At 32.6% G+C, this 22,885-nt stretch carries 23 protein-coding genes; 17 read left to right on the top strand and 6 right to left on the bottom strand.

Going from position 1 to position 22,885, the window contains the following annotated elements; translation table 11 throughout:
• From ACJAZK_RS10290 to ACJAZK_RS10265, 6 genes are all read left to right on the top strand, one after another.
• The coding region (locus ACJAZK_RS10290) for a DUF6146 family protein (RefSeq protein WP_415223877.1) at positions 1-252 on the top strand (252 nt) is incomplete at its 5' end.
• Positions 253-279: 27 nt separating this feature from the next.
• The gene (locus ACJAZK_RS10285; RefSeq protein WP_415223876.1) at positions 280-777 is read left to right on the top strand and encodes a DUF6787 family protein; all 498 of its coding nucleotides are present in this window, start codon (positions 280-282) and stop codon (positions 775-777) included.
• 375 nt (positions 778-1,152) lie between these two features.
• Complete coding sequence (locus ACJAZK_RS10280) at positions 1,153-3,552, top strand: TonB-dependent receptor (protein ID WP_415223875.1); 2,400 nt, start codon at positions 1,153-1,155, stop codon at positions 3,550-3,552.
• 19 nt (positions 3,553-3,571) lie between these two features.
• Positions 3,572-4,138, top strand: a complete 567-nt coding sequence (locus tag ACJAZK_RS10275) for a type 1 periplasmic binding fold superfamily protein (protein WP_415223874.1) — start codon at positions 3,572-3,574, stop codon at positions 4,136-4,138.
• A gap of 244 nt (positions 4,139-4,382) precedes the next feature.
• Positions 4,383-4,850 (top strand): DUF4375 domain-containing protein, encoded by a 468-nt coding sequence (locus ACJAZK_RS10270; protein WP_415223873.1) that lies wholly within the window; start codon positions 4,383-4,385, stop codon positions 4,848-4,850.
• Positions 4,851-4,889: 39 nt separating this feature from the next.
• Entirely contained in the window at positions 4,890-5,660 is a 771-nt protein-coding gene (locus tag ACJAZK_RS10265; protein WP_415223872.1) for a CDP-alcohol phosphatidyltransferase family protein, read from the top strand.
• A gap of 35 nt (positions 5,661-5,695) precedes the next feature.
• Here the strand turns inward: ACJAZK_RS10265 and ACJAZK_RS10260 are convergent, their stop codons facing one another.
• Positions 5,696-5,992 carry a hypothetical protein gene (locus ACJAZK_RS10260; protein ID WP_415223871.1) on the bottom strand — a complete coding sequence of 99 codons (297 nt, stop codon included), beginning with the start codon at positions 5,990-5,992 and terminating at the stop codon, positions 5,696-5,698.
• A 53-nt stretch (positions 5,993-6,045) separates the two neighbouring features.
• On the bottom strand, positions 6,046-6,270 hold the full coding sequence (locus ACJAZK_RS10255; protein WP_415223870.1) for a hypothetical protein: 225 nt from the start codon (positions 6,268-6,270) through the stop codon (positions 6,046-6,048).
• Between the two features lie 574 nt (positions 6,271-6,844).
• Here ACJAZK_RS10255 and ACJAZK_RS10250 point away from each other — a divergent pair.
• Complete coding sequence (locus tag ACJAZK_RS10250; protein ID WP_415223869.1) at positions 6,845-9,286, top strand: DUF5916 domain-containing protein; 2,442 nt, start codon at positions 6,845-6,847, stop codon at positions 9,284-9,286.
• Between the two features lie 48 nt (positions 9,287-9,334).
• Entirely contained in the window at positions 9,335-9,997 is a 663-nt protein-coding gene (locus ACJAZK_RS10245; protein ID WP_415223868.1) for an ABC transporter ATP-binding protein, read from the top strand.
• Between the two features lie 122 nt (positions 9,998-10,119).
• On the opposite strand, the gene ACJAZK_RS10240 is transcribed toward ACJAZK_RS10245, so the two are convergent.
• Positions 10,120-10,575 carry a hypothetical protein gene (locus ACJAZK_RS10240; RefSeq protein ID WP_415223867.1) on the bottom strand — a complete coding sequence of 152 codons (456 nt, stop codon included), beginning with the start codon at positions 10,573-10,575 and terminating at the stop codon, positions 10,120-10,122.
• 103 nt (positions 10,576-10,678) lie between these two features.
• Between ACJAZK_RS10240 and ACJAZK_RS10235 the strand changes: the two genes are divergently transcribed.
• The gene (locus tag ACJAZK_RS10235) at positions 10,679-11,443 is read left to right on the top strand and encodes a TIGR02757 family protein (protein WP_415223866.1); all 765 of its coding nucleotides are present in this window, start codon (positions 10,679-10,681) and stop codon (positions 11,441-11,443) included.
• A gap of 160 nt (positions 11,444-11,603) precedes the next feature.
• On the opposite strand, the gene ACJAZK_RS10230 is transcribed toward ACJAZK_RS10235, so the two are convergent.
• The gene (locus ACJAZK_RS10230; protein ID WP_415223865.1) at positions 11,604-13,493 is read right to left on the bottom strand and encodes a peptidase M61; all 1,890 of its coding nucleotides are present in this window, start codon (positions 13,491-13,493) and stop codon (positions 11,604-11,606) included.
• A 91-nt stretch (positions 13,494-13,584) separates the two neighbouring features.
• On the opposite strand from ACJAZK_RS10230, the gene ACJAZK_RS10225 reads away from it, so the two are divergent.
• From ACJAZK_RS10225 to ACJAZK_RS10195, 7 genes are all read left to right on the top strand, one after another.
• A complete protein-coding gene (locus ACJAZK_RS10225) occupies positions 13,585-14,592 on the top strand; it encodes a glycosyltransferase family 2 protein (RefSeq protein ID WP_415223864.1) in 1,008 nt (335 codons plus the stop codon).
• Positions 14,593-14,703: 111 nt separating this feature from the next.
• The gene (locus ACJAZK_RS10220; RefSeq protein WP_415223863.1) at positions 14,704-16,629 is read left to right on the top strand and encodes a BatA domain-containing protein; all 1,926 of its coding nucleotides are present in this window, start codon (positions 14,704-14,706) and stop codon (positions 16,627-16,629) included.
• Complete coding sequence (locus ACJAZK_RS10215; protein ID WP_415223862.1) at positions 16,626-17,879, top strand: dihydroorotase; 1,254 nt, start codon at positions 16,626-16,628, stop codon at positions 17,877-17,879. The genes ACJAZK_RS10220 and ACJAZK_RS10215 overlap by 4 nt, the downstream gene beginning before the upstream one ends.
• Positions 17,880-17,884: 5 nt before the next feature.
• On the top strand, positions 17,885-18,217 hold the full coding sequence (locus ACJAZK_RS10210) for a membrane protein (RefSeq protein WP_028871279.1): 333 nt from the start codon (positions 17,885-17,887) through the stop codon (positions 18,215-18,217).
• Positions 18,218-18,220: 3 nt separating this feature from the next.
• Positions 18,221-18,868 carry an alpha/beta hydrolase gene (locus tag ACJAZK_RS10205; protein ID WP_415223861.1) on the top strand — a complete coding sequence of 216 codons (648 nt, stop codon included), beginning with the start codon at positions 18,221-18,223 and terminating at the stop codon, positions 18,866-18,868.
• Positions 18,869-18,872: 4 nt separating this feature from the next.
• The gene (locus tag ACJAZK_RS10200) at positions 18,873-19,418 is read left to right on the top strand and encodes a hypothetical protein (RefSeq protein WP_415223860.1); all 546 of its coding nucleotides are present in this window, start codon (positions 18,873-18,875) and stop codon (positions 19,416-19,418) included.
• Entirely contained in the window at positions 19,419-19,961 is a 543-nt protein-coding gene (locus tag ACJAZK_RS10195; protein ID WP_415223859.1) for a GNAT family N-acetyltransferase, read from the top strand.
• 11 nt (positions 19,962-19,972) lie between these two features.
• Here ACJAZK_RS10195 and ACJAZK_RS10190 read toward each other — a convergent pair whose 3' ends face one another.
• Both ACJAZK_RS10190 and ACJAZK_RS10185 read right to left on the bottom strand, forming a co-directional pair.
• Positions 19,973-20,476, bottom strand: coding sequence for a hydrolase (locus tag ACJAZK_RS10190; RefSeq protein ID WP_415223858.1), 504 nt, complete (start codon positions 20,474-20,476; stop codon positions 19,973-19,975).
• Between the two features lie 94 nt (positions 20,477-20,570).
• Positions 20,571-21,332: an MBL fold metallo-hydrolase gene (locus tag ACJAZK_RS10185; RefSeq protein WP_415223857.1), complete on the bottom strand. Its 762-nt coding sequence runs from the start codon at positions 21,330-21,332 to the stop codon at positions 20,571-20,573.
• 95 nt (positions 21,333-21,427) lie between these two features.
• Between ACJAZK_RS10185 and ACJAZK_RS10180 the strand changes: the two genes are divergently transcribed.
• On the top strand, positions 21,428-22,879 hold the full coding sequence (locus ACJAZK_RS10180) for a TonB-dependent receptor (protein WP_415223856.1): 1,452 nt from the start codon (positions 21,428-21,430) through the stop codon (positions 22,877-22,879).
• The last annotated feature ends 6 nt before the right edge of the window (positions 22,880-22,885 follow it).

Genomic DNA, 22,885 nt, shown 5'->3' with positions numbered 1-22,885 from the left:
GCCTCTATTGCCAGACCAGAAGGTTATTATTCTCAAAATTTTATGGAAACACGAAACCAACAAATGGTTATAGAATGGAACAATAGAGTTATGCAAATACAACGATATGACCAAAACCTTTATGAACTACAAATAGACTATAATTCTAATACAGATTATGGTTATGATGTCAATTATAAGTTATATAACTATTTCATTTACTTTCAGTTAACGTATAAGCAACAATTATCGTCATTTGTTCCTAGAATTTAAATTATCTTTGCATCGCAAAATTGAGCTATGTTAAAAGCATTTAGAAAAAATTGGGACATCCAACAAAACTGGCAATTACTATTCCCTTTACTAGGTGTTTTAGGTCTAGCATACAGCTGTTTTAAGCTCGCTTTAGTAATTACAAAAACATATCATATTACTTCCACAATTATCCTGGGAGTCATACTGTTTGTTGCATTTTTAAAATTCGTATTATTTATTTTTAAAAAGTTGGAAAATAAATGGATTGTAGAACAACGTTGGGAAATCATTAGAATTTTTATTGTTTTTGCAATCACAGGATCCTCTTCATTGTTTATTGGAAGACCAATCATTTATGCCATAGGAATTACTAAAGAAAACTTAAACCCTTTTCTTTATTGGATATTATTTATTATCATTGGGCTTGTTTTCTATCAAATTCTTCTAGTAACTTTTGGTTGGCTCTTTGGTCAGTTTAAATTTTTCTGGGAATTTGAAAAGAAAATGCTCAAACGTTTTGGACTAGGAAGATTTTTAAATTAATGCAACACCATAGATTACATCATGTTTTAAGGTTCTTTACATTATTAGTAATAGTAGTGCTGATGCTTCCTATGGTTGTTAAATCTACTTTTATATTTCAAGAGCACCAGCATGATATTTGTGTAGATAAGCAGATAGATTCTCACCTCCATGCTAAAGATTTGCATTGTGAATTGTATAAGTTCACAGTATTCATTCATTTTTTAACTATCCAAAACAATAGCGAACTTTTAATTCGTGAATGTATTACTCAAAATATTAATTTTAATTATACTTTTTTACATAATCATCGGCCCTTATCTTATTCTCTTCGAGGTCCTCCTAGTTTAATTTAAATATTTATTTATCTAGATTATTTAATTAAACAAAAAGTAAATGAAGTTTTTTGTAACGGTCGTTGCTATGTGCTTTTCATTACTAGTAGTGGCTCAAAAGTGCAATTCTAAACTTAGTGGTACGATTGACGACTTTCATGACGGTAGCAAAATCGTAGGTGCTTCCCTGTATATTGAAAGTCATAATACCTATGCTGTAACTAACTTAGATGGTGATTTTCAATTTATAAACCTTTGTGATGGTATTTATAAAATTACTGTATCTCATATCGCTTGTGATACTAAATTTTTACAAATCGATGTTAAAGGTAACACAACCTTTAATATCAATTTAGAGCACCATGTTGAGGAACTTGAAGAAATAAGAATCGATGGCTTAGCTGTAAAGATGCAAGCAAATACAAGCCAAGAAACGGTTTTAAAATCTAATGATTTAGAAGCCTTCAGTTCTGGCAGCTTAGGTGATGCCTTAAAACAAGTTAGTGGTGTTAGCTCATTAAACACAGGAAATACTATAGTTAAACCTGTAATTAATGGTTTGCACAGTAGCAGAATTATTGTAATGACCAATGGCGTACGTTTACAAGATCAAGATTGGGGAATTGAACATGCACCAAATATTGATATTAATTCAGCAGAGAGCATATCTATAATAAAAGGTTCTGGAGCTTTAGCTTTTGGAGGAGATGCTATTGGGGGTGTGGTGATTATGAATCCGCAACGGATATTTTTAAAAGATTCCTTATTTGGAAAAACAATCACAAGCGCTCAAACCAACGGTATAGGTTATAGCCTATCATCTAAACTGACTAAGACTTATGCTAAAGGTTGGTATGTTTCTGGTCAAGGTACCCTTAAAAGATATGGCGATTTTGAAGCACCAGATTATAGTCTCACAAATACAGGACTGGATTCTAAAAGTTTTTCAATAAACGCTGGTTATCAAACTTTTGAACAAGGATTTAATGTGTTTTATAGTTTTTTAAATAACGAAATAGGTATTTTAAGATCATCTCATATTGGTAATATTGAAGATTTAGTAACTGCAATCAATAACCAACAACCTCAAGTTGTTGACGGTTTTAGTTATGATATTAATTCGCCAAGACAAGATGTTACACATCAAGTATTTAAAGTGGAATTCTATAAACGTTTTAAAAAGTTTGGTCGATTTAATATGCAATATGATTTTCAAAATAATCAAAGATTAGAATATGATCTTAGAGTTGGAGACGATCGAAATAAACCTGCATTAGATCTTACTTTAAAAACACATAGCATAAAAACAAATTTAAAACTAGATAGTAATATTGGTAATACTTATGAAATTGGTCTGTCAGCAAACTACCAAAACAATTTTGCAAATCCAAATACTGGTGTAAGACGCCTTATACCTGATTATGATAAATTTGACTTCGGAATTTACGCCATCAGCGATTTTAAAATTAATGATAAATTAAGAATAGATTTTGGAGCACGGTATGATTTTAATCGCTACGATGCCAAAAAGTTTTATCAAACGTCACGCTGGCAAGAACAAGGTTATGATATTGATTTTAATGACTTTGTTATTGAAGACTTGGGTACCCAGTTGCTCACCAATCCGACATTTGATTATCATAATTTCTCAGCTTCAGCAGGTACAACTTATGATATTAATGAACGTCACGCATTGCTGTTTAATTATAGCTTGTCTAATAGAGCTCCAAATCCGTCAGAATTATTTAGTGATGGTCTCCACCACTCTGCCGCGAGAATAGAATTAGGAGATTTAAGGATAAACCAAGAAACCTCTAATCGTTTTGCTTTTTCTTATCTTTTTTCTTCTGAAAAAATGAGATTTAATTTTGAAGCATTCTATAACCATGTCAATGACTTCATTTATGTTGAACCCACAGGGACGCAGCAAACGATAAGGGGTGCATTTCCCGTCTGGAGTTATAAACAAACCAATGCATCACTCGTGGGATTAGATGTCTCAATTGATTATGTAATTTCTAATCATTGGTCATTTCGAAATAGATCCTCTTTATTGAAGGGTTACGATTTGGATTTGGACAGACCTCTTATAGATATGCCATCTAACAACACCATGAATAGTTTAAAATACAACAATGAACAATGGCTAAACTTTAATGCAGAGCTGCAAAGTGAATTGGTATTTCGCCAAAATGAATTTCCAGATAATAATTTTGAGGCGTTTATTCCAACAACCAATCAAACTGTATTAGTAGATATAAGCACACCTCCACCAACTTATCATTTGTTGCATTTTAATAGTGATGTCACATTTGGTTTATCAGATCAAGCAGACCTAAATGTTGGGATAAGCATACAAAACCTATTAAACGTTTCTTATAGAAACTACTTAAATCGATTAAGATATTTTGCCGATGATCTTGGACGAAACATAATGCTACAATTAAAAATAAATTATTAAACACTAAAATTATATAACAATGAAAAACATAAAATCAATATTCATATTAACACTTGTAAGCCTATTTTTTATATCATGTTCTAATGATGACGGCGTCAATCCAGTTCCTGTAAATGAAGAAGAAGTTATTACAACATTAATTGCGACTCTTAACGCTACAAATGGAACTCCAATTACAATGGAATTTAGAGATCTTGATGGTGATGGACCAGATGCACCTATCATTACAGTCTCATCTGCATTACAAGCAAATACAATGTATAACGGTAGTTTGAATCTATTAAATGAAACAACAGATCCAGCAGAATCTATTAGAGAAGAAATTGAAGAAGAAGCAAATGACCATCAGTTTTTCTTTTCCAACAGCAGTAATTTAGTAACATTTGCTTATGGAGATACAGATGACAATGGTAACCCTATAGGCTTATTATTCTCTTTAACTACAACCGCCGTTGGGAACGATACAATTACTATAACGTTAAGACACGAACCAAATAAGGAAGCAGAAGGTGTTAGTGGTGGAGATATTACTAATGCTGGTGGAGAAACTGATATCGCAGTAACTTTTCCTTTCACTATAGAATAGTATTTAGAAGCACGTCGTTATAAATTCGTAAAAGCTCTCAACACTATAGTTGAGAGCTTTTTTATTATAAACTAATAATGTAATCGTTTCAGATGTCCGAAGCAAGCATTTAGACCTCTTATGAATACGGATTAATCATATGTTATATATTTATATATATGCATTTTACACATTGAAAACACACATTAATGCTTCTAAAGCCAAATAAGCCTTATCTTCGTAAATTAGAATTAAATATTTTTTTTTGACAGAAATAGACTTCGCTTTACACCAAAATCAAGGCACTGAGGTTATTGAACTCGTTGGCACCGTGTTATGGAATAAAGCCAGTGAAATGAATGACTTTTCAGAGTTATCACAACCAGAACAAACATTTATTTATATTGATGTGTTTGAGAGTGAACTTGTTAATGGTGGTGTTTTTGATTTTTTCTATAATACTTCTGGAGCCTATGCTCATGAGGTATTAGAAGCGTATGAAGCCATTGGTGCAAAGGAATCTGTAGAATTAGTAAATCAAGCGATTAAAAGTTTTCCAGAATTACCTGTACCTAAAGATATTATTTTCAGACGGTCTTTTATGTCTGGATTGGATAAAGACATTCAAGATAAATGGAATACCATTGAAGATGAATTTTTAAATTCTAAAGAAGATATTGTCGCCTTATTAATTGGCTACATCAAAACACATAAATCAACATTCGAATATTAGTTTGGTATATTCCACAACACTTTATTTTCATGATTATACATGTCAAAATTACCCAAAGCACATAAATTTTTAGATCTTTCAGACTATGGAAGACCTGTTGCGCGAATCATCGCTACATCCTTAAAAAATACTAGTTTTACTCCTGTTCACGTCACTATTGCATTTGTCATTTCAGGATTAATAGGAGTCGCTTGTATTCTCTACGGTTATTTCTGGGCCGCTGCCTTCTTTTTAGTTTTAAAATCTATTCTTGACGCTGCAGATGGTGAACTCGCGAGAATAAAAGAAACGCCTTCTTATACAGGTCGCTATTTAGATTCCGTATCTGATATTATTTTAAATGCCATTATTTTAGTGGCTGTTTGGTATGTTAGTGATTCTAATATTTGGGCTACTATTTTAGCTTTTATAGGGGTTCAACTTCAAGGAACACTCTATAATTACTATTATGTTATTTTAAGAAATCAATTTGATGGCGATACGACAAGTCGTGTTTTTGAAAACAAAACACCTATTGCTTTAAAAGGCGAAAAACAAAGTCATGTTAACATTCTGTTTAAGCTCTATAAGATTCTCTACGGAAACTTTGACAAAGCCATCTATGCTTTAGATAAGAATGCATCTAGAGGGAAAATAACACCTAATTGGCTAATGACCTCTATTTCTACGTTTGGATTAGGGTTTCAGTTGTTGCTTATTGCGATTCTTTTGGTCTTAGGATTAAAGGATTATATCATTCCGTTTTTTATTGGGTATTCCTTAATGATCTTTATTTTTATTGGGATACGCAAAGGGTTTTATGGTAGGTAAATATTGTATAGACAATTCCCTATTTCTATTGATAACTAGTTAAGATCAATAACGGTCTTACCATTATCCTTTTCCGAAGAAAACACAAACGTATACAACCACATTAATGTGAATGTAGGAATGATATCAAGCATCGGTAAAGCTTCTTCAATAAATGATATGGCCGCCGCTATTTTTCCTTTTCGACCTTTATAAAGTTTCGTCATTAACCAAGCAGATACTGGTGCCCAAACAAAATCAAATGGTGGGAAAACAAAAGATACATAACCCATGGCATCAAAACAGATTCCTATTACTAATTTTTTTGTTTTTGATGTATTCTCGAATGTCATAAAATGTATTATAATTTATTTATTATAAAGCAAATAACATTCCAAAATTAGAATTATGACAACTTTACATTACTGTGGTTTAGAAATTCTGTTCTAAATCCTATAGATTCAAAAGCACCTCTAAATTCTAGCACTATAGCTACATCATTCTGTTTTTGAACATTAGGGATCATTATACTCAGATGAGGTAATTCACTAACGAGTGCGAAAGCTTCGGGTTTAAAGTAGGATAGGAATAACCTAAAATTTAATGTATTAAATGCTCTTGTACTTAGCACGCAAAAATATTTACCATTCTCGATTTTTCACTTAGTCCTATAATAGGTATGTTTGGGATGTATGCGATTCAAACTGACTCCAAGAAAGGAAGAATATGATGTTCGAAAAGGGAATATAAGATCGATACCTTTTATGATGACCAGATCATTGAACACTTCTTTAAACATGGTATCTCTTAATATTGAGACAATATCTTGACTGCAGCCTAGCGTTAAAAATCAGATAGCTTTTGAAGCGTATTTTGATGTTTTAAGAGCCCATATCGACTAGTCTCTTCACTTAAATCTTCAATGATTTGTTGGTAATGATCTTAAAAATTGTCTGTTGGGTGAATACTGTAGTCTTCAACTTTTTTCTATAAAATTTTACTTAGAACTTATTTTTAATAAAAATAGATGTAAAAAATCAAGCAAAACGTATCGTCAAGACCACTTAACATTAACAATAGCACCCTCATTTTAACTTTTGTTTATGAAAAAGCAGTCCCTAGCATAGCTAAATTTGTGCCTTCCTACTATGATTAATAAACTTTAGTGCTTTTGCAAATGGGAAAAGCCTATTAAAATAATTACAATGCAATTTCGTTCTATATTAACCTTCATATTCTTTTTTGTTTTTTTGCAGATATGTGCTCAGGATAAAAAAAAGCTAAACATCACTCGTACTGAACTAGCTCCAAAAATAGACGGAATCTTAAATGATGAAATCTGGAAAGATGCAGAAATAGCCACAGATTTCATTCAATTTAAACCAGAAATGGGCATTACTCTTCCAGAGTCACAACGCACTGAAGTTAAATTGACTTATGATGATGATGCCATTTATGTTGCGGCCTATTTATATGATGATCCAAAAGATATTATGAAGCAGTTGACCGCTAGAGATAATTTTGGACAAACAGATTTTTTTACTTTAGTACTTAATCCAAATAATGATGCTCAAAATGATACGCAATTTATCGTATTTAGTTCTGGTGTTCAAGCAGATGCTATAGCGTCTCCTAGTATTGGTGAAGATTTTAGCTGGAACGCCGTTTGGGATAGTGCTGTAAAAATTAATGAAGATGGTTGGTCGCTAGAAATGAAAATCCCTTATAGAACCTTACGTTTTGCTAATCAAGAAACACCTACCTGGGGATTACAGTTTCATAGACAATTTAGACGATTTAGATCGCAATATACTTGGAGTCCTATTGATGTCACTAAAGGCTACGTTGGTTTGTACCACGGAGAACTTAAAGGACTCGAAGGTATTAAACCACCTACTCGACTTATTTTATACCCTTTTGCCACAGGAATAGTAAATTCTTTTGACGGTAATACTGAGACTAACGTCACTTTTGGAATGGATGTAAAATATGGAATTACAGAAAATTTCACCCTTGATGCAACCTTAGTTCCAGACTTTAGCCAAGCAGGTTTTGATAATGTGGTGCTTAATCTTGGACCTTTTGAACAAACATTCTCTGAGCAGCGACAATTTTTTACCGAAGGCGTTGATTTATTTTCAAAAGGAGGTCTATTCTTTTCTAGACGAATTGGAGGTGCCCCATCTGGAGAAGTCAATCTCAATGATAATGAGACTCTAGATAGACCAAATGAAGTCAAAGTTTTAAATGCTCTCAAAATTTCTGGAAGAACGAAAAATGGTTGGGGTATTGGTGTTTTTAATGCCATAACCGAAAAAACCAATGCTCGTATTACAAACGATGATACTGGAGAAACACGTGAAACAGTTGTAGAACCTTTTACTAACTATAACATTTTAGTCGTAGATAAACAATTTAGAGGTAATTCGTCATTAAGTTTAATAAACACCAATGTACTTCGCGAAGGTAGTTTTAGAGATGCTAACGTCACTGCAGCTAGAGCAGATATTGTAAATAAGAAAAACACATTTAGATATGTGGCCGAAGCAAAAGTAAGTCAGGTTAATTACCAAAATATTGATTCTGAGCTTGGAACAAGCACCTTCTTATATTTTGGAAAAGTAGCAGGTAATTTTAGATATAGTTTTGATCACCGTTTTGCAGACACAAAATTTGAAATTAACGATCTTGGACTTCAGTTTCGAAATAACTTTAATAATTTTAGTATAGATGCATCTTACGAGATTTTTGAGCCTCAAGGGAAACTCAATAGTTACCGAGTAAATTTCTTTTCTAACTACAGACAATTAGCCAATCCAGGTGTTTTTACAGGGTTTAATTTTGGAGGTGGTTATAGAGCAACAACGACTAAACTAGATGCTTATGGTTTTAGATTAAATGTAGAGCCAGGACAACAAAATGATTATTTTGAATCTCGTGATGGTAGGCCCTTTATTTTTGAAAACACCTTAAGTACTGGTGGATGGATTTCTTCTAACTATAATCGTGTGTTTGCTATAGATATTAGAGCTAATATTGGAACACTCTTTGAAGACGGAAGAGACCTCTTTACCTATGATTTTAGTATCAGTCCTAGAGTACGTTTTAATGATGAATTTTTAATGACCTATCGCGTCAATTTTAATCATAGAAATGGAGATCGCGGCTATGCAACAGAAGTTGATGGGGAACCTGTTTTTGGAGAACGTAATAGACAAATTGTTACCAATAGCATCTCTGCTAATTATACATTTGATCCTTTTAATGTATTGGCATTAACCTTCAGGCATTATTGGGATACCGTAGATTATGACTATGACTTGTTTACACTTCAAGATAATGGAAGATTGACAACTAATTCTGGATTTAACAGAGACAATATAGGTGATGATCCAAATATCAATTTTAGTACTTGGAATATTGACCTGAGTTATTCCTGGCAATTTGCTCCTGGTAGTTTTCTAACTGCGCTATACAGAAATTCACTATTTAATTTGGATAATTTATCACAAGAATCTTACGGGCAGAGTTTAAATCAACTTTTTGATCAGCCTATACAAAACACCTTTTCCTTGAGGTTACAGTATTTTATTGATTATAATGATGCCAAACGATTACTGCTAAGCAAAAACAAATCTACCTCTTAATTGCGCATCACAGCTTAAAATGTTAAATTCACTGCTTATAAGTACTCTATGATTCAAGCAAAAAAAATTCATAAATATTATGGTGATTTACACGTATTAAAAGGTGTAAATTTAAATATTAAAAAAGGAGAAATCGTATCTATTGTTGGAGCATCAGGAGCTGGAAAAACGACCTTACTTCAAATTATTGGCACGCTTGATAAAATTGAAAAAAACACTTCTAGCGAATTGGTGATTAATGAAGTTTCTATTACGCAATTAGGGGAAAAAGCTTTAGCAAAATTTAGAAATGAACATATTGGCTTTATATTTCAGTTCCATCAATTATTACCAGAATTTACAGCCATAGAAAATGTATGTATTCCTGCTTTTATCTTCGGAAAATCGCAGTTAGAAGCAGAAACTCGCGCCAAAGAATTATTAGACTTTCTAGGCTTATCGCATCGTTACGATCACAAACCCAATGAACTATCTGGAGGAGAACAACAGCGCGTTGCAGTAGCACGAGCTTTGATAAATAATCCAAGCCTAATTTTTGCAGATGAACCGTCTGGGAATTTAGACAGTGAATCTGCAGAAAACCTTCACAATCTCTTTTTTAAACTACGTGATGAATTTGGTCAAACCTTTATTATTGTTACTCACAACGAGGAATTAGCAGATATGGCAGATAGAAAATTGACAATGGTGGATGGGAAGATTATTGGGTAAATAAAATTATTTAAGGTTTATTGAGAGATTCTCTTTTTCTAGAGTAATTAATATTTTTAATCCAATAATGACTAATACTTAACAATTAAATAGGTATACAATATTACTTATAATACTATTGCTTACTCCACAACAATCAAACTCCTAGCCTCAATTTCAACACGCTCATCAAAGGTGAAATCAAAATAATTGGTAGAACCTTTATTCATTTTAACTTCTAATTTAGTACGCCCTGTTTCTAGTCCGTTTTTATCAAAAACTTTGACATGTAGAATGCCGTCAAAGTCTTTGTCAAAAATGAGATATAAGGTGAGTAAATTGTCATTTCCTCCAAATGGGCTATCTGTGATTTCAAATTTACCTGTACTCAATCCGCTTTTAAGTAAGTTAGGAGATAATTTAATTTTTGCTTCTAGAGTTTTATCAATGCCTTCAGATACCCCTTCTACAAACTCGGTTGCAGATTTACCAACAGCCTCTCCTCCTGCATTTATAGTTTCTTGAGTTTTATTTTTAATACGTTCACAAGAGACTAATGTGAATAAAACTAATATAAGCATACGGAGTGTTGATGTCATAAAACCTTATTTATTCTCCAAAAATACAAGATTTTTCAGTAATGATTACTATTTTATCAATTCATAAAGAACCGTAAATTTGTCAATAACAAAACAAAGACTCTTGAATAAAAAAGACCTCAAAGAATTTCTAGACATTAAAGTAGAACAGTACAATCACCCAAAGTTTATTGAGAGTGATCCTATTCAAATTCCACATCAATTTTCAAAAAAAGAAGACATTGAAATTTCAGGATTTTTAGCTGCCACTATCGCTTGGGGAAATCGTAAAAGCATCATAAACAATGCTAATAAAATGATGAATTTTCTTGATCAATCTCCTCATGATTTCATTATAAATCACGAAGAAAGCGATCTTGAAAAGCTTCTCCCTTTTGTTCACAGAACGTTTAATGGTAACGACTTTATTCAGTTTGTAAAAAGCTTAAAACATATTTACACGACGCACGACGGATTGGAATCTGTGTTTTCAAAGTCTTCCGAAGAAAAAAATTTCCAAAATGCGATCCATATTTTTAAAAATGTCTTTTTTGAGATTGACCATTTAGAACGCACTAAAAAGCATGTAAGTGATCCCTTTAAAAATTCTGCAGCAAAACGAATCAATATGTATTTACGGTGGATGGTAAGACAAGATAATAATGGTGTAGATTTTGGAATTTGGAAGGGCGTCTCTCCTGCTCTATTATCGTGTCCTTTAGATGTGCATTCTGGTAATGTTGCAAGAAAATTAAAACTTCTCAATCGAAAACAAAATGACGGCAAAGCAGTTTTAGAACTTGATACAGCCTTACGGAAACTAGACCCTACAGATCCTGTAAAATATGATTTTGCCTTATTTGGATTAGGCGTTTTTGAAGGGTTTTAAAAGATAATTGTAGGCTCTTATTCTATCCTTTATTTTTTTACATATTCTAAATAGAGTGTCTTAAACCTCTTAAATCCATCTAATTTTAGGATTTCAAACAAAAAAAGCTGATAAATATTGTAATGTCTATCAGCTTTTTATGGGCTACTTTAGATATTGATTAACCTTTTAACCAAGATTGTCTAGTTTCTATTTGTATAGCAGTGGCATTTTCTGATTCTACTAATTTATTAGACATCGTAAAAGATTGTGTCAATACCGTTTCTATAATCATTTCTTTCCCATCTCGGTCAAGTACTACATTAATATCTTGTCCTGGTTGCCATTGGTACATACCACCAATCATGGCTTGAGCATTTTGCATAGTGAGTGCATTTCCATTTATAGTTTTAATAACATCACCTGGCAACACTCCTTGATCTGCCCAAAAACTATTGTTTTTTACACCTTCGGAAAAGAAAATCACCATTTTTTCACGGTCTCCATCAAATATAAATCCTCTTCCATCTTGAATATAATTCGTCTCAACTCGTGCTTCTTTATAACTTAAACCTACTTTTTCGAAGAATTTCTCATAATTGATCGGAGTTATTCCAACTACATGTGTATTTAAAAATTCACCTACAGATGGATATGTCATTGCAGTAATCTCGTCAATAAGATTATCATCAACAAAGGGTTTTTCTTTTCCATATTTAGCAGACAACTCCTTCATAAGAGATAACATACTTCTGTTACCATTACTCTCTTCACGCATTAAAATATCAATACACATCCCAATTAAAGCTCCTTTTTGATATACATTACCATAATTAGCTGCATAAGGTTGATCAATAACATTCTCACTCATTGTCGTAAAACTCATAGTATCATCCATACTCATAGAAATACCAATCTTTTGATTCATAGTACTATAAAATGTTTCAGGATCAACTAAACCTTCATACACTTGAAAGTGTTGTGCAAAATACTCTGTCACACCTTCGTACATCCATAAATGTTTTGAAAATGTTGGCTCGTAATAATCAAAGTAGTGCACATCCTCAGAATGTACAGACAATGGTGTTACAATATGAAAAAATTCATGAGCAACTACATCAACCATAGATGCTGCTAATTGTTCTTTGGTAGATTGTTCCATAAGTACTACAACTGTAGATGTATGATGTTCTAAAGCACCAAATCCTTTAGGAGAACCTTCACTTCCATCTGATAAATACAAATAAATATCATAACGAGGCGTCGCATTAACATCTCCTAAATACGCTTTTTGAGCTTCCATCATTCTATAAACAGTCTCTTTCATGCTGGCAGCTGTATGCACATTATTTGGAGAATACACACTTAATACAATTTTGATATCTCCTACCATAAATTCTTCAACATCCAACTTACCATACATCATTGGATTATCTGTAATATCAAAATAACGTGGTGCAAAATAAGAGGATGTAATTTGAGTACCATCACTACTAGATTTCGTGTTGGTATTTTGCAAAGCAGATGTGCGCACAAAACTTGCTGGTGCCGTAACATCTAAAGTATATTGTGCGTTTTTTAAAGAATCAAAATATCCAATAAAACCATGCAAGTTCAATACGTAATTATCTGGCTCTATATTTGTTCCTGATGGCGAAAATGGTATTTCTCCCCCAATGCCACCTACAGATTCTTGATCAAAAGTATCATTAACCAAATACTCAATTTTATCAAGTTTTGTAGCATTAGCGATCGTCCAAGTATTATCATCTACTCGTGTCGTCTGCATGTCATTCCCGTCGTAATCAATAGCTGTGAAGTCATCTATATATTTTCCAAAATCACTTATTGAGTAGGTGCCTTGTACTACTTTTGGTAGTCTATAAGTCACTGTTTCTGTAACAAATCGCCCGGGATTTATAATTACAGGAGCCCTATCTTCTACTACAGAAGATAAATTAATTGAAGTTGAAATTGGATTAGCAGTTGCTAAATCATTAACCGCAGATTTTGAACCTCCACAAGATAAAAGCAAAGCGCCAATAGTAAAAGTTGATAAGATATGTTTCATGTATAGTAATTAGTTTTATTTTTGACGTACAAAACTACAATCTGTTACCACTAATATAGCTAAGGTTTTGTTAAAATGGTATTTTTGTAATATGCAGAATCCTTTAGTCAGCATCCTCACACCTTTTAAAAATACGTCAAAGTATTTAACAGAGTGCATAGATTCTGTAATTAATCAACGCTATACTAATTGGGAATTGCTAATTGTGGATGATCACTCCACAGATGAAAGCTACGAATGTGTTCTCGCTTTCGCGGAAATAGATAAACGCATAAAATTGCTAAATAATTCAGGTCAAGGTATTATTGAAGCCTTGCGTTTAGCGTATTCGAAAAGTAAAGGCGCATACATTACAAGAATGGACAGCGATGATATTATGCATCCAGATAAGTTAGGTATTATGCTTCACGATTTACAAACTCACGGTAAACAGCATGTTTCATTAGGTCTTGTGAGTTATTTTTGTGAGGGTGGTATTGGTGACGGTTATGCTAGATATGAATCCTGGTTAAACGCATTGACACAAAAAGGCAAAAACTATTCTGAAATTTATAAAGAGTGCGTCATTCCTTCACCTTGTTGGATGATGCATCGTGATGATTTTAATCTATGTGGCGCTTTTTCACCAAATCGTTATCCTGAAGATTATGATTTGGCCTTTCGGTTTTACAAAAATAAAATGAGCTGTATTCCAAGTTCGTCTGTTTTGCATCACTGGAGAGATTATAGCACCAGAGCCTCACGTACAGACGAGCATTATGCCGAAAATCATTTTCTAGAACTTAAAGTCGATTATTTTTTAGAGCTTAATTATGATGCTTCAAGACCCTTAACAATTTGGGGAGCAGGCCAAAAAGGAAAAAAAGTAGCTCAGCTTCTACAGAAAAAACAAATACCGTTTGTCTGGATTTGCGATAATCCCAAAAAAATAGGTAAACATATTTATGATGAGTTACTCTATAGTTTCGAACATTTGAAGATTTTGGAGAACCCTCAATGTATTGTAAACGTTGCAAACACAAAAGCTCAACTAGAAATTAAAGCATATTTTAACATACAGAAGATGTTGAGTATGATTGATTATTTTTTATTTTGTTGAAAATAATTTCCATTAAAAAAAGTATGTGTTAAATTTCTCAAAAGCAAAACCCACAAATCCCACATCATTTTCTATATTTGAACTTTAACAACAACAATCCCAAAAACAGGAATGCAGTTTAAACATCCAGAACTTCTTTACGCTTTACTCCTGCTCATCATCCCTATTATTGTTCACTTATTTCAGCTTAGAAAATTTAAGAGTGTTCCATTTACTAATGTTAAATTTTTAAAAGAACTCACACTACAAACTCGCAAAAGCTCACAAATCAAAAAATGGCTCATCTTAATAACAAGAATGCTATTGTTCGCAGGCGTCATTATAGCTTTTGCACAACCTTACATTTCGAACTCTGATCGTTTTAATACAAAAAGCGAAACCGTAATCTACCTTGACAATTCGTTTAGTATGCAATCACCAAGTATTAACGGGAGTTTACTTAATACTGCTATTCAAGATATAATTGAAAACATTGATGAAAATGAAAAAATCTCACTTTTTACCAATGATGCTAATTTCACTAAAACGAGTATTAAAGCTATTAAGAATGATCTCATCCAATTAAAACACTCTCCCAACCAATTGGCTTATGACGCAGTTGTCTTGAAAGGAAAAAAACTGTTTTCTAGTGATAATAGCTCAATTAAAAATTTAGTACTCATATCAGATTTTCAACAAAAAAACCAGAGTATTACAGCTACAAAGGATAGTTTGATTGCTATTAAACTAGTCCAGCTCCAACCGTCAAACCAAAACAATATTGCTATCGACAGCGTTTATATTTCTAAAACAACTGTTGAAAATTTAGAACTTACCGTTATTATCAAGAATCAAGGTAATGCCATTGAGACTTTACCTGTGTCTTTATTTAACGATGCTAAACTTATTGCCAAAACTGCAGTTGATATTACAAACGACGCGACAACACGTTTTACAATACCTACTAATTCTATATTTAATGGAAAACTCGTAATCGATGATAGTAATCTTCAATATGATAATACCTTATATTTTAATATTGACCAACGAGAAAAAATCAATGTATTAGCTATAAATGAAGCTGAAGATACATTTCTACAAAAAATTTATACAAGTGATGAATTTCAATATACCGCTTCAAACTTTAACGCACTAAATTATAACTCCTTAGATCAACAAAATTTAATCATCTTAAATGAGCTGATGGATATCCCAAATTCTCTTGGAACTGCGTTAAAGTCCTTTACAGATAATGGTGGTAAACTTTTAGTGATTCCATCAAGTGATATAAGGATAGCTAATTATAATCAGCTTTTTAATGGGTATGGATTATCGAGTTTTGATAGATTAAACGCCGTAGAAAAGAAAATTACAAGCATTAATTATTCACATCCTTTATTAACTAATGTTTTTGATAAACGTGTTTCTAACTTCCAATACCCTAAAGTAAATGGGTTTTATTCAAATGCAACTAACTCAGTATCTTCCATTTTAAGTTTTGACGATGGTACATCCTTTCTTGCTCAAAGCGGTAATACTTATCGTTTTTCGGCAGCACTAGAAAGTGAAAATTCAAATTTCAAAAACTCTCCTTTAATAGTTCCTATACTGTATAATATTGGAAAACAAAGTTTAAAAACAGGTGATTTATTCTATACCATTGGAGTAGAAAACACGATTGATATTGCCACACAGTTGCAACAAGACGACATTCTAACTTTAGTTAATGGAGAGAACTCTGTGATACCACTACAGCAAACTTATGATAATAAGGTAGAGCTGATCACTAATACATATCCTAATATTGCTGGTATTGTTTCTGTCAAAAATAAAGATGCTTTTCTTAAAAATTTAAGTTTTAATTTTGATCGTAAAGAAAGTAATCTGAACTATTTTGATATCCAAACTATTAATAATATGAGTTTGAATACTACAGTAGCATCTGCGATAAGTGATATTAAAAGTGCTACGAATGTTAACGAACTATGGAAATGGTTTGTTATTTTTGCAGTGATTTTCTTAATTATTGAAATGCTCATCTTAAAATTTCTAAAATGAACGTACTTGTAAAATCTGCCACTATAGTTGATCCTAAAAGCGATTTTCACAATCAAACCGTTGATATTCTAATTAAAAAGGGCTTGATTTCTCAAATTTCAAAAGGCATTCAAAACCCTAAAAATTACAAAGAAATCAAATTAGATGGTCTACACGTGTCACAAGGATGGTTTGATAGTTCTGTAAGTTTTGGAGAACCTGGTTTTGAAGAACGTGAAACTATAGAAAATGGACTCAAAACTGCAGCATACTCTGGATTTACTTCTGTTGCTGTGAATTCAAATACAAATCCTGTAATTGATAGTTATGCAGATATTTCGTTTTTAAAATCTAAATCGGCTAATCACGCTGTCAATTTATTACCAATTGGTGCTTTAACGAAACGTAGTGTAGGGATTGATTTAGCAGAAATGTATGATATGACCTCTGCCGGAGCAGTGGCCTTTTATGACTATCAAAAGCCTATTGAAAACCCAAATTTAATGAAGGTTGCATTACAATATGCTAGCAATTTTGGTGGTTTAGTCTGCTCATTTCCTCAGGAATCAAAAATCACAGGATTAGGCGTCATGAATGAAAATATAACGAGTACATCTTTGGGCTTAAAAGGAAACCCTGCTTTAGCCGAAGAATTGCAAATCGCTAGAGACTTATTTATTTTAGAATACACAGAAGGCAAACTTCACATACCAACCATATCTACAGCAAAATCGGCTGAACTGATTAGAGCTGCAAAACTCAAAAAATTGGATGTGACATGTAGCGTTGCCATTCATAATTTGATGTTTACTGACGACAACTTGATATCGTTTGAAACCAACTTTAAAGTATTGCCTCCTCTGAGAACTCGAACCGATATCGATGCACTAATCGATGCACTTAAAGATGGTACTATAGATATGGTAACAAGTGATCACAATCCACTAGATATTGAGCATAAAAAGATAGAATTTGATTATGCAACATATGGAACTATTGGTTTAGAAAGTGCCTTTGGAGCCTTAAATTCTATATTTACAATAAAAAAGACTATTGAATTACTCACAAAAGGCAAAGAACGTTTTAAAGTTAAAAACGCACCTATTGCTGTTGGAAACGAGGCTAACTTGGCATTATTTAATCCCAATGAAATATATCGTTTCTCTTCGGAAAACATTATATCCACATCAAAAAACTCTATGTTTTTAGACCAAGAACTTAAAGGCATCGTGCACGGAATTATCTCTAATAATCAATTGATTTTAAAATAAGTTACATGCAACATAAATTAGAAAAAGACAATGATAGTTTAGCTATTGTTGCCTATATCACTATTATCGGAACGCTCATTGCATTTTATATGAATCGTGACCAGAAAAACCCATTAGTCTCTTTTCATATTCGCCAAGCCTTAGGTTTGTGGTTACTTCAAATGTTATTGGGCTATTTTATAGGTGCTTTTGATAGTTGGATGATTTCCACATCATTTTGGATTTTCTTTATTGTTCTTTTTATCTACGGAATTCTTGGAGCTGTTGGAAAAAAAATGAGTGAAGTTCCAATATTAGGACCATTCTTTCAAAAACTATTTTCATCTATCGGAAACTAATTTATGAGTTTAGAATTACACCACACTACCAGACCGTCATCTCTAAAAGAAAAAGCACCATTACTTATTATGTGCCATGGTTATGGAAGCGATGAGAACGATTTATTTTCGTTCGCTCAAGAACTACCAGAAGAATTATTTATTATTTCTGTTAGAGCGCCTTACCAAATACAACCTTATGGAAATGCTTGGTATGCTATAAATTTTGATGCACAACAAAACAAATGGAATGATGTTGAACAAGCTTTGGAATCAAGAGATAAAATTGCACAATTCATTGATGAGGCCTGTGCAGAGTATCCTGTAAATAAGAATAATGTGACCCTTTTAGGATTTAGTCAAGGTACCATTTTAAGTTATGCTGTGGCACTCACCTACCCAAAAAAAATTAAGAATATCATCGCTTTAAGCGGATACATTAGTGAAGATATGCTAGAAGATAATTTAGAAAACAAAGACTATTCCCATTTAGACTTTTACTGTTCCCACGGAAGTGCAGATCAAGTAATTCCTGCAGATTGGGCAAGAAAAGCACCTGAATTTTTAGATAAGCTTCATATAAAAAATACATATTCAGAATTCCCTGTTGGTCACGGTGTTGCACCAAAAAACTTTTATGAACTTAAAAGTTGGTTAGAGACAAGAATATAATAGTATGAAACTTAAACTTTTTATTGTAACCTTCTTATTGGTAATGCTATCATGTAAGAATGATAGTGATGTTTATAAAACAACTTCTGGTGCTTATGCGTCTAAAATGGGGAAATTCTATGCAAAATTCCCTACCAAGCCAAATTTAAGCATTCAAGACAATAAAATTGGAATAGATGAATTTGAAGTTTTTGCTTATAAATCAACCCTAGGTCCTAATAAAATATTTTCAATAGAATATTTCGATCATCCAGGAGAAATGATCAAAGCAATGCCAAACGAACAATTTTTAGACCAAGCAGTCACTAATTATTCTTATGCCATGGCTAGTAATTTTGAATTAGATTTTAAAGCATCTGTAAATAATGGTGATCTAAAAGGTATTTATTTTGTGTTTCAACCAAAAGAAAACCCAGCAATTAAGGGAATCGAAGGTATGATTTTAGGTGAAATTTTCAAAATAGACAATCGTGTCTATACAATTACATACCTTGGTATACCAGACAAAAGAATAGATACTTTTATTGAGTCTTTTAAAATTATAAAATAATTGAACTACCTCCTCACAGGCGAAAAAACAGAACGTTTAGAATTTAGATTGGTCACTAAAGAGGACTATGACGTTTGGTTTCCTTTATTTAAAGAACATACTGTTGCTAAATTTCTAGGCATGCCCGATGGTTTGTCACAAACTGAACAATGTAATTATTGGTTCAAAAAAGCATTTCATAGATATGAGAATAATCTTGGAGGTATGAACGCGCTTATAGATAAACAAACAGGTGATTTTATTGGACAAGCAGGATTACTTATCCAAACTGTAGAAGACGAAGAACGTTTCGAAGTTGGTTACTCTATCCTACCAAAATTCTGGAGAAAAGGCTATGCTCAAGAAGCTGCTATAAAATGTAGGGATTTTAATTTTGAACATGAATTCTCAAATAATCTCATATCAATGATGCATGTAGACAATATTGGTTCTGAAATTGTTGCCATTAAAAACGGTATGACTTTAGAAAAGCAAGTCGATAAATTCAAGGTATTTAGTATTACCAGAGACCAATGGTTGAAAGAAAAAACAGTAGTAATTTAATGTGCCTTTTATTAAGGTTGATACAATATAGAGGCAATCACCTTAAACTTTAAATTCTTTTTATCTTCAATATCGTACCCAAGAACCATTTCTCCCCAATATGTTCCATCTGTGAAACTTGCGACAATCCATTTGTGGTTAATCATTCGTATTTGATCAATAAGCATTTTGTTTTCTGTCATTGAAGCATAAGGCACAAGAGGATGGTCTTCGGTATCATAAATATTGAGACTCATAAGTTCATCTTTTATAAAAGGCACAAATTCTGAGATACGGTATCCATCATTTTCCCAATACGTCATCGCATCGTCATTGGTATCAAACTTAAACGCATACAAATCTGTCGCTTTATTATCTTCCATAAAACGAATAGAATCCTCTAATTGTGAATTCTTCTCCATATATTTTGTAAGTTTCTGATCATAACTCTCAATAATATTTTTTGCGTTTACAAATTGGAAAATCACGAGTAATAACGTGAATATAAACAGGTACATAAAAAGTCTTTGCTTCATCTGTGTAAGTTATTGTTTTTTTTTGCGGTCACATGGTGCTCGCTATTAATAATTTTCTTAAACGATTATACTTTTAACATGATCAATTCATGTGTTATAATTCTATTTTTAAGTTATCATAGGCTAAATAAACGTTCTCTGGCAATGTTTGTTGCACAACATCGTGAAAACCTAAATAATGACTAATATGAGTTAAATAAGCAGTCTCTGGCTTTATTTTATCAATAAAATCAAGCGCTTCTTTTAAATTGAAATGTGACATATGCTCTTTTTCTCGCAATGCGTTTACAACGAGAACCTTTACACCTTTGAGTTTTTCAACTTCTTCGTCTGCTACAGTTTTCATATCTGTGAGATATGCGAAATCCCCGAAACGAAATCCGAAAACCTGAAGTTTATAATGGTAGCCGTTAATTGGCATGACTTGCAAATTTCCTAGGGAAAAAGATTCATTTTTTATTTCATGCTGAATCACGCTAGGAACACCAGGATATTTATCTTTTGTAGTAAAAATATAGTCAAAACGCTTAGCCAACTCACCTAGAACACGCTTATGCGCATAAAACGGAATAGCTCCTTGGCGAAAATAAAACGGACGAATATCATCCAATCCCGCAGTATGATCTGCATGTTCATGAGTAAAAACGATACCATCAATCCTACTACAATTGGCTGTGAGCATCTGTTGTCTAAAATCTGGACCGCAATCAATTATATAGGTAAAATCATCCCACTCTATCAAAACAGACACACGCAATCGTTTATCTTTTAGATTAGTACTCATACAAACAGGGTGATCACTACCGATAACTGGAATTCCCTGCGATGTCCCAGTACCCAAAAATGTTACTTTCAATATTAATATTATTTATGACAAAAATAAAACTAATTTTTTTAGTTTGACCTTCTATTTTGATACCTTTGTAAGGTTGACAAAACCCAGAGTGAAAAATGGAAATAACCTTAAAAGGAGATAAAGATTTTGATGAGATTCCGTCGCTGAGGACGAAATGTTTGCGTATCAATTTAAATGAAAATATTTACGGAACCTTCGCAGAAATTGGCGCAGGGCAAGAAACTGTTCGTCAGTTTTTTAGAGCTGGAGGTGGATCTGGTACTATTGCAAAAGCAATGTCTGCTTATGACAAAGCCTTTAGTGATGCTATTTATGGTATTGAAGATGACAAGCGTTATGTAACAGAAGCTCGACTTCGAAAAATGTTAGACCACGAGGTTAATTTAGTTGAAGAGCGTATTTTAAGAGAAGCGCATCCACATAAAATGTTTTTTGCCTATGCAAATACAGTTGCCACTATTGACTTTGCAAAGAAATATAAAGGACATGGTTGGGTAGGAATCAAATATCAAGTAGATCCAGATCAAGGCTATAACGAAATTGTTTTGCATCTTAGATTTAAAGAAACAGATGCTAGATTACAACAAGAAACTTTAGGTGTTTTAGGTACTAACCTAATTTATGGCGCATTTTATAAATATAATGAGCCTAAAAAACTATTACGCTATTTATATGATCACTTAGATAAAGATCAAATAGAAATTGATACCATCAATTTTACTGGACCTGTTTTTGAAGATATTGATAATCGTTTAATGAGTTTACAGCTAGTTAAAAACGGTATGACAGACGCTGTCATGTTTGCTCCAGACGGTAATAACGTTTTACCCGCAAGAGTGCTTTACAAAAAGAATCTATTGGCGTTACGTGGCAGTTTTAGACCAGTAACCAAGGTTAATATGGACATGTATAAGAAATCTTATGAAATGTTCATTAAAGAAAATAAAGTAGATATTGATAATACTCAAGTAATTTTTGAAATCACATTATCTAATCTTCGTGCAGAAGGGGAAATTGACGAGCAAGATTTTATGGATCGTGCAAAATTGTTATGTTCTTTAGGACAAACAGTGTTGATTTCAAACTTTCAAGAGTATTATAAACTTGTTGAATACTTCTCTCAATATACAAGAGCTCGTATGGGACTAGCAATGGGAGTTAATAATTTGGTTGACATCTTTGATGAGAAATATTATCGTCATTTAAGTGGTGGTATTTTAGAAGCCTTTGGGAAGTTATTTTACAAAGATTTAAGAGTCTACTTATATCCAATGAAAAATGAAGATGGATCTTTAACAGATAGCGAAAATTTAAAAGTACATCCACGAATGAAAGAACTTTACAAGTTCTTTAAATATAATGGTAAGGTTGTGGATATTACACATTATGATGAATCTACATTGTCTATATTTTCAAGAACTGTATTAAAGATGATTGCAAAAGGTGATGACGGATGGGAAAACATGTTACCAGAAGGTGTCTCTAATCTCATTAAAGAAAAAAGCCTTTTTGGTTGTGAAACAGAACAAGCTTATTTAGGAAAGTAATCTAAA

The organism is Psychroserpens sp., assembly GCF_047633235.1.
Taxonomy (GTDB): Bacteria; Bacteroidota; Bacteroidia; order Flavobacteriales; family Flavobacteriaceae; genus Psychroserpens.
Note: the sequence above shows the minus strand (reverse complement) of the source record. Positions and strands in the feature narration are given on the sequence as shown.

Bases quoted from the DNA above. Each gene is read 5' to 3' on its own strand.
- ACJAZK_RS10285 (WP_415223876.1), top strand. From the start codon at position 280: ATGTTAAAAGCATTTAGAAAAAATTGGGACATCCAACAAAACTGGCAA.
- ACJAZK_RS10280 (WP_415223875.1), top strand. From the start codon at position 1,153: ATGAAGTTTTTTGTAACGGTCGTTGCTATGTGCTTTTCATTACTAGTA.
- ACJAZK_RS10275 (WP_415223874.1), top strand. From the start codon at position 3,572: ATGAAAAACATAAAATCAATATTCATATTAACACTTGTAAGCCTATTT.
- ACJAZK_RS10265 (WP_415223872.1), top strand. From the start codon at position 4,890: ATGTCAAAATTACCCAAAGCACATAAATTTTTAGATCTTTCAGACTAT.
- ACJAZK_RS10260 (WP_415223871.1), bottom strand. From the start codon at position 5,992: ATGACATTCGAGAATACATCAAAAACAAAAAAATTAGTAATAGGAATC.
- ACJAZK_RS10250 (WP_415223869.1), top strand. From the start codon at position 6,845: ATGCAATTTCGTTCTATATTAACCTTCATATTCTTTTTTGTTTTTTTG.
- ACJAZK_RS10245 (WP_415223868.1), top strand. From the start codon at position 9,335: ATGATTCAAGCAAAAAAAATTCATAAATATTATGGTGATTTACACGTA.
- ACJAZK_RS10240 (WP_415223867.1), bottom strand. From the start codon at position 10,575: ATGACATCAACACTCCGTATGCTTATATTAGTTTTATTCACATTAGTC.
- ACJAZK_RS10230 (WP_415223865.1), bottom strand. From the start codon at position 13,493: ATGAAACATATCTTATCAACTTTTACTATTGGCGCTTTGCTTTTATCT.
- ACJAZK_RS10225 (WP_415223864.1), top strand. From the start codon at position 13,585: ATGCAGAATCCTTTAGTCAGCATCCTCACACCTTTTAAAAATACGTCA.
- ACJAZK_RS10220 (WP_415223863.1), top strand. From the start codon at position 14,704: ATGCAGTTTAAACATCCAGAACTTCTTTACGCTTTACTCCTGCTCATC.
- ACJAZK_RS10215 (WP_415223862.1), top strand. From the start codon at position 16,626: ATGAACGTACTTGTAAAATCTGCCACTATAGTTGATCCTAAAAGCGAT.
- ACJAZK_RS10210 (WP_028871279.1), top strand. From the start codon at position 17,885: ATGCAACATAAATTAGAAAAAGACAATGATAGTTTAGCTATTGTTGCC.
- ACJAZK_RS10205 (WP_415223861.1), top strand. From the start codon at position 18,221: ATGAGTTTAGAATTACACCACACTACCAGACCGTCATCTCTAAAAGAA.
- ACJAZK_RS10200 (WP_415223860.1), top strand. From the start codon at position 18,873: ATGAAACTTAAACTTTTTATTGTAACCTTCTTATTGGTAATGCTATCA.
- ACJAZK_RS10190 (WP_415223858.1), bottom strand. From the start codon at position 20,476: ATGAAGCAAAGACTTTTTATGTACCTGTTTATATTCACGTTATTACTC.
- ACJAZK_RS10180 (WP_415223856.1), top strand. From the start codon at position 21,428: ATGGAAATAACCTTAAAAGGAGATAAAGATTTTGATGAGATTCCGTCG.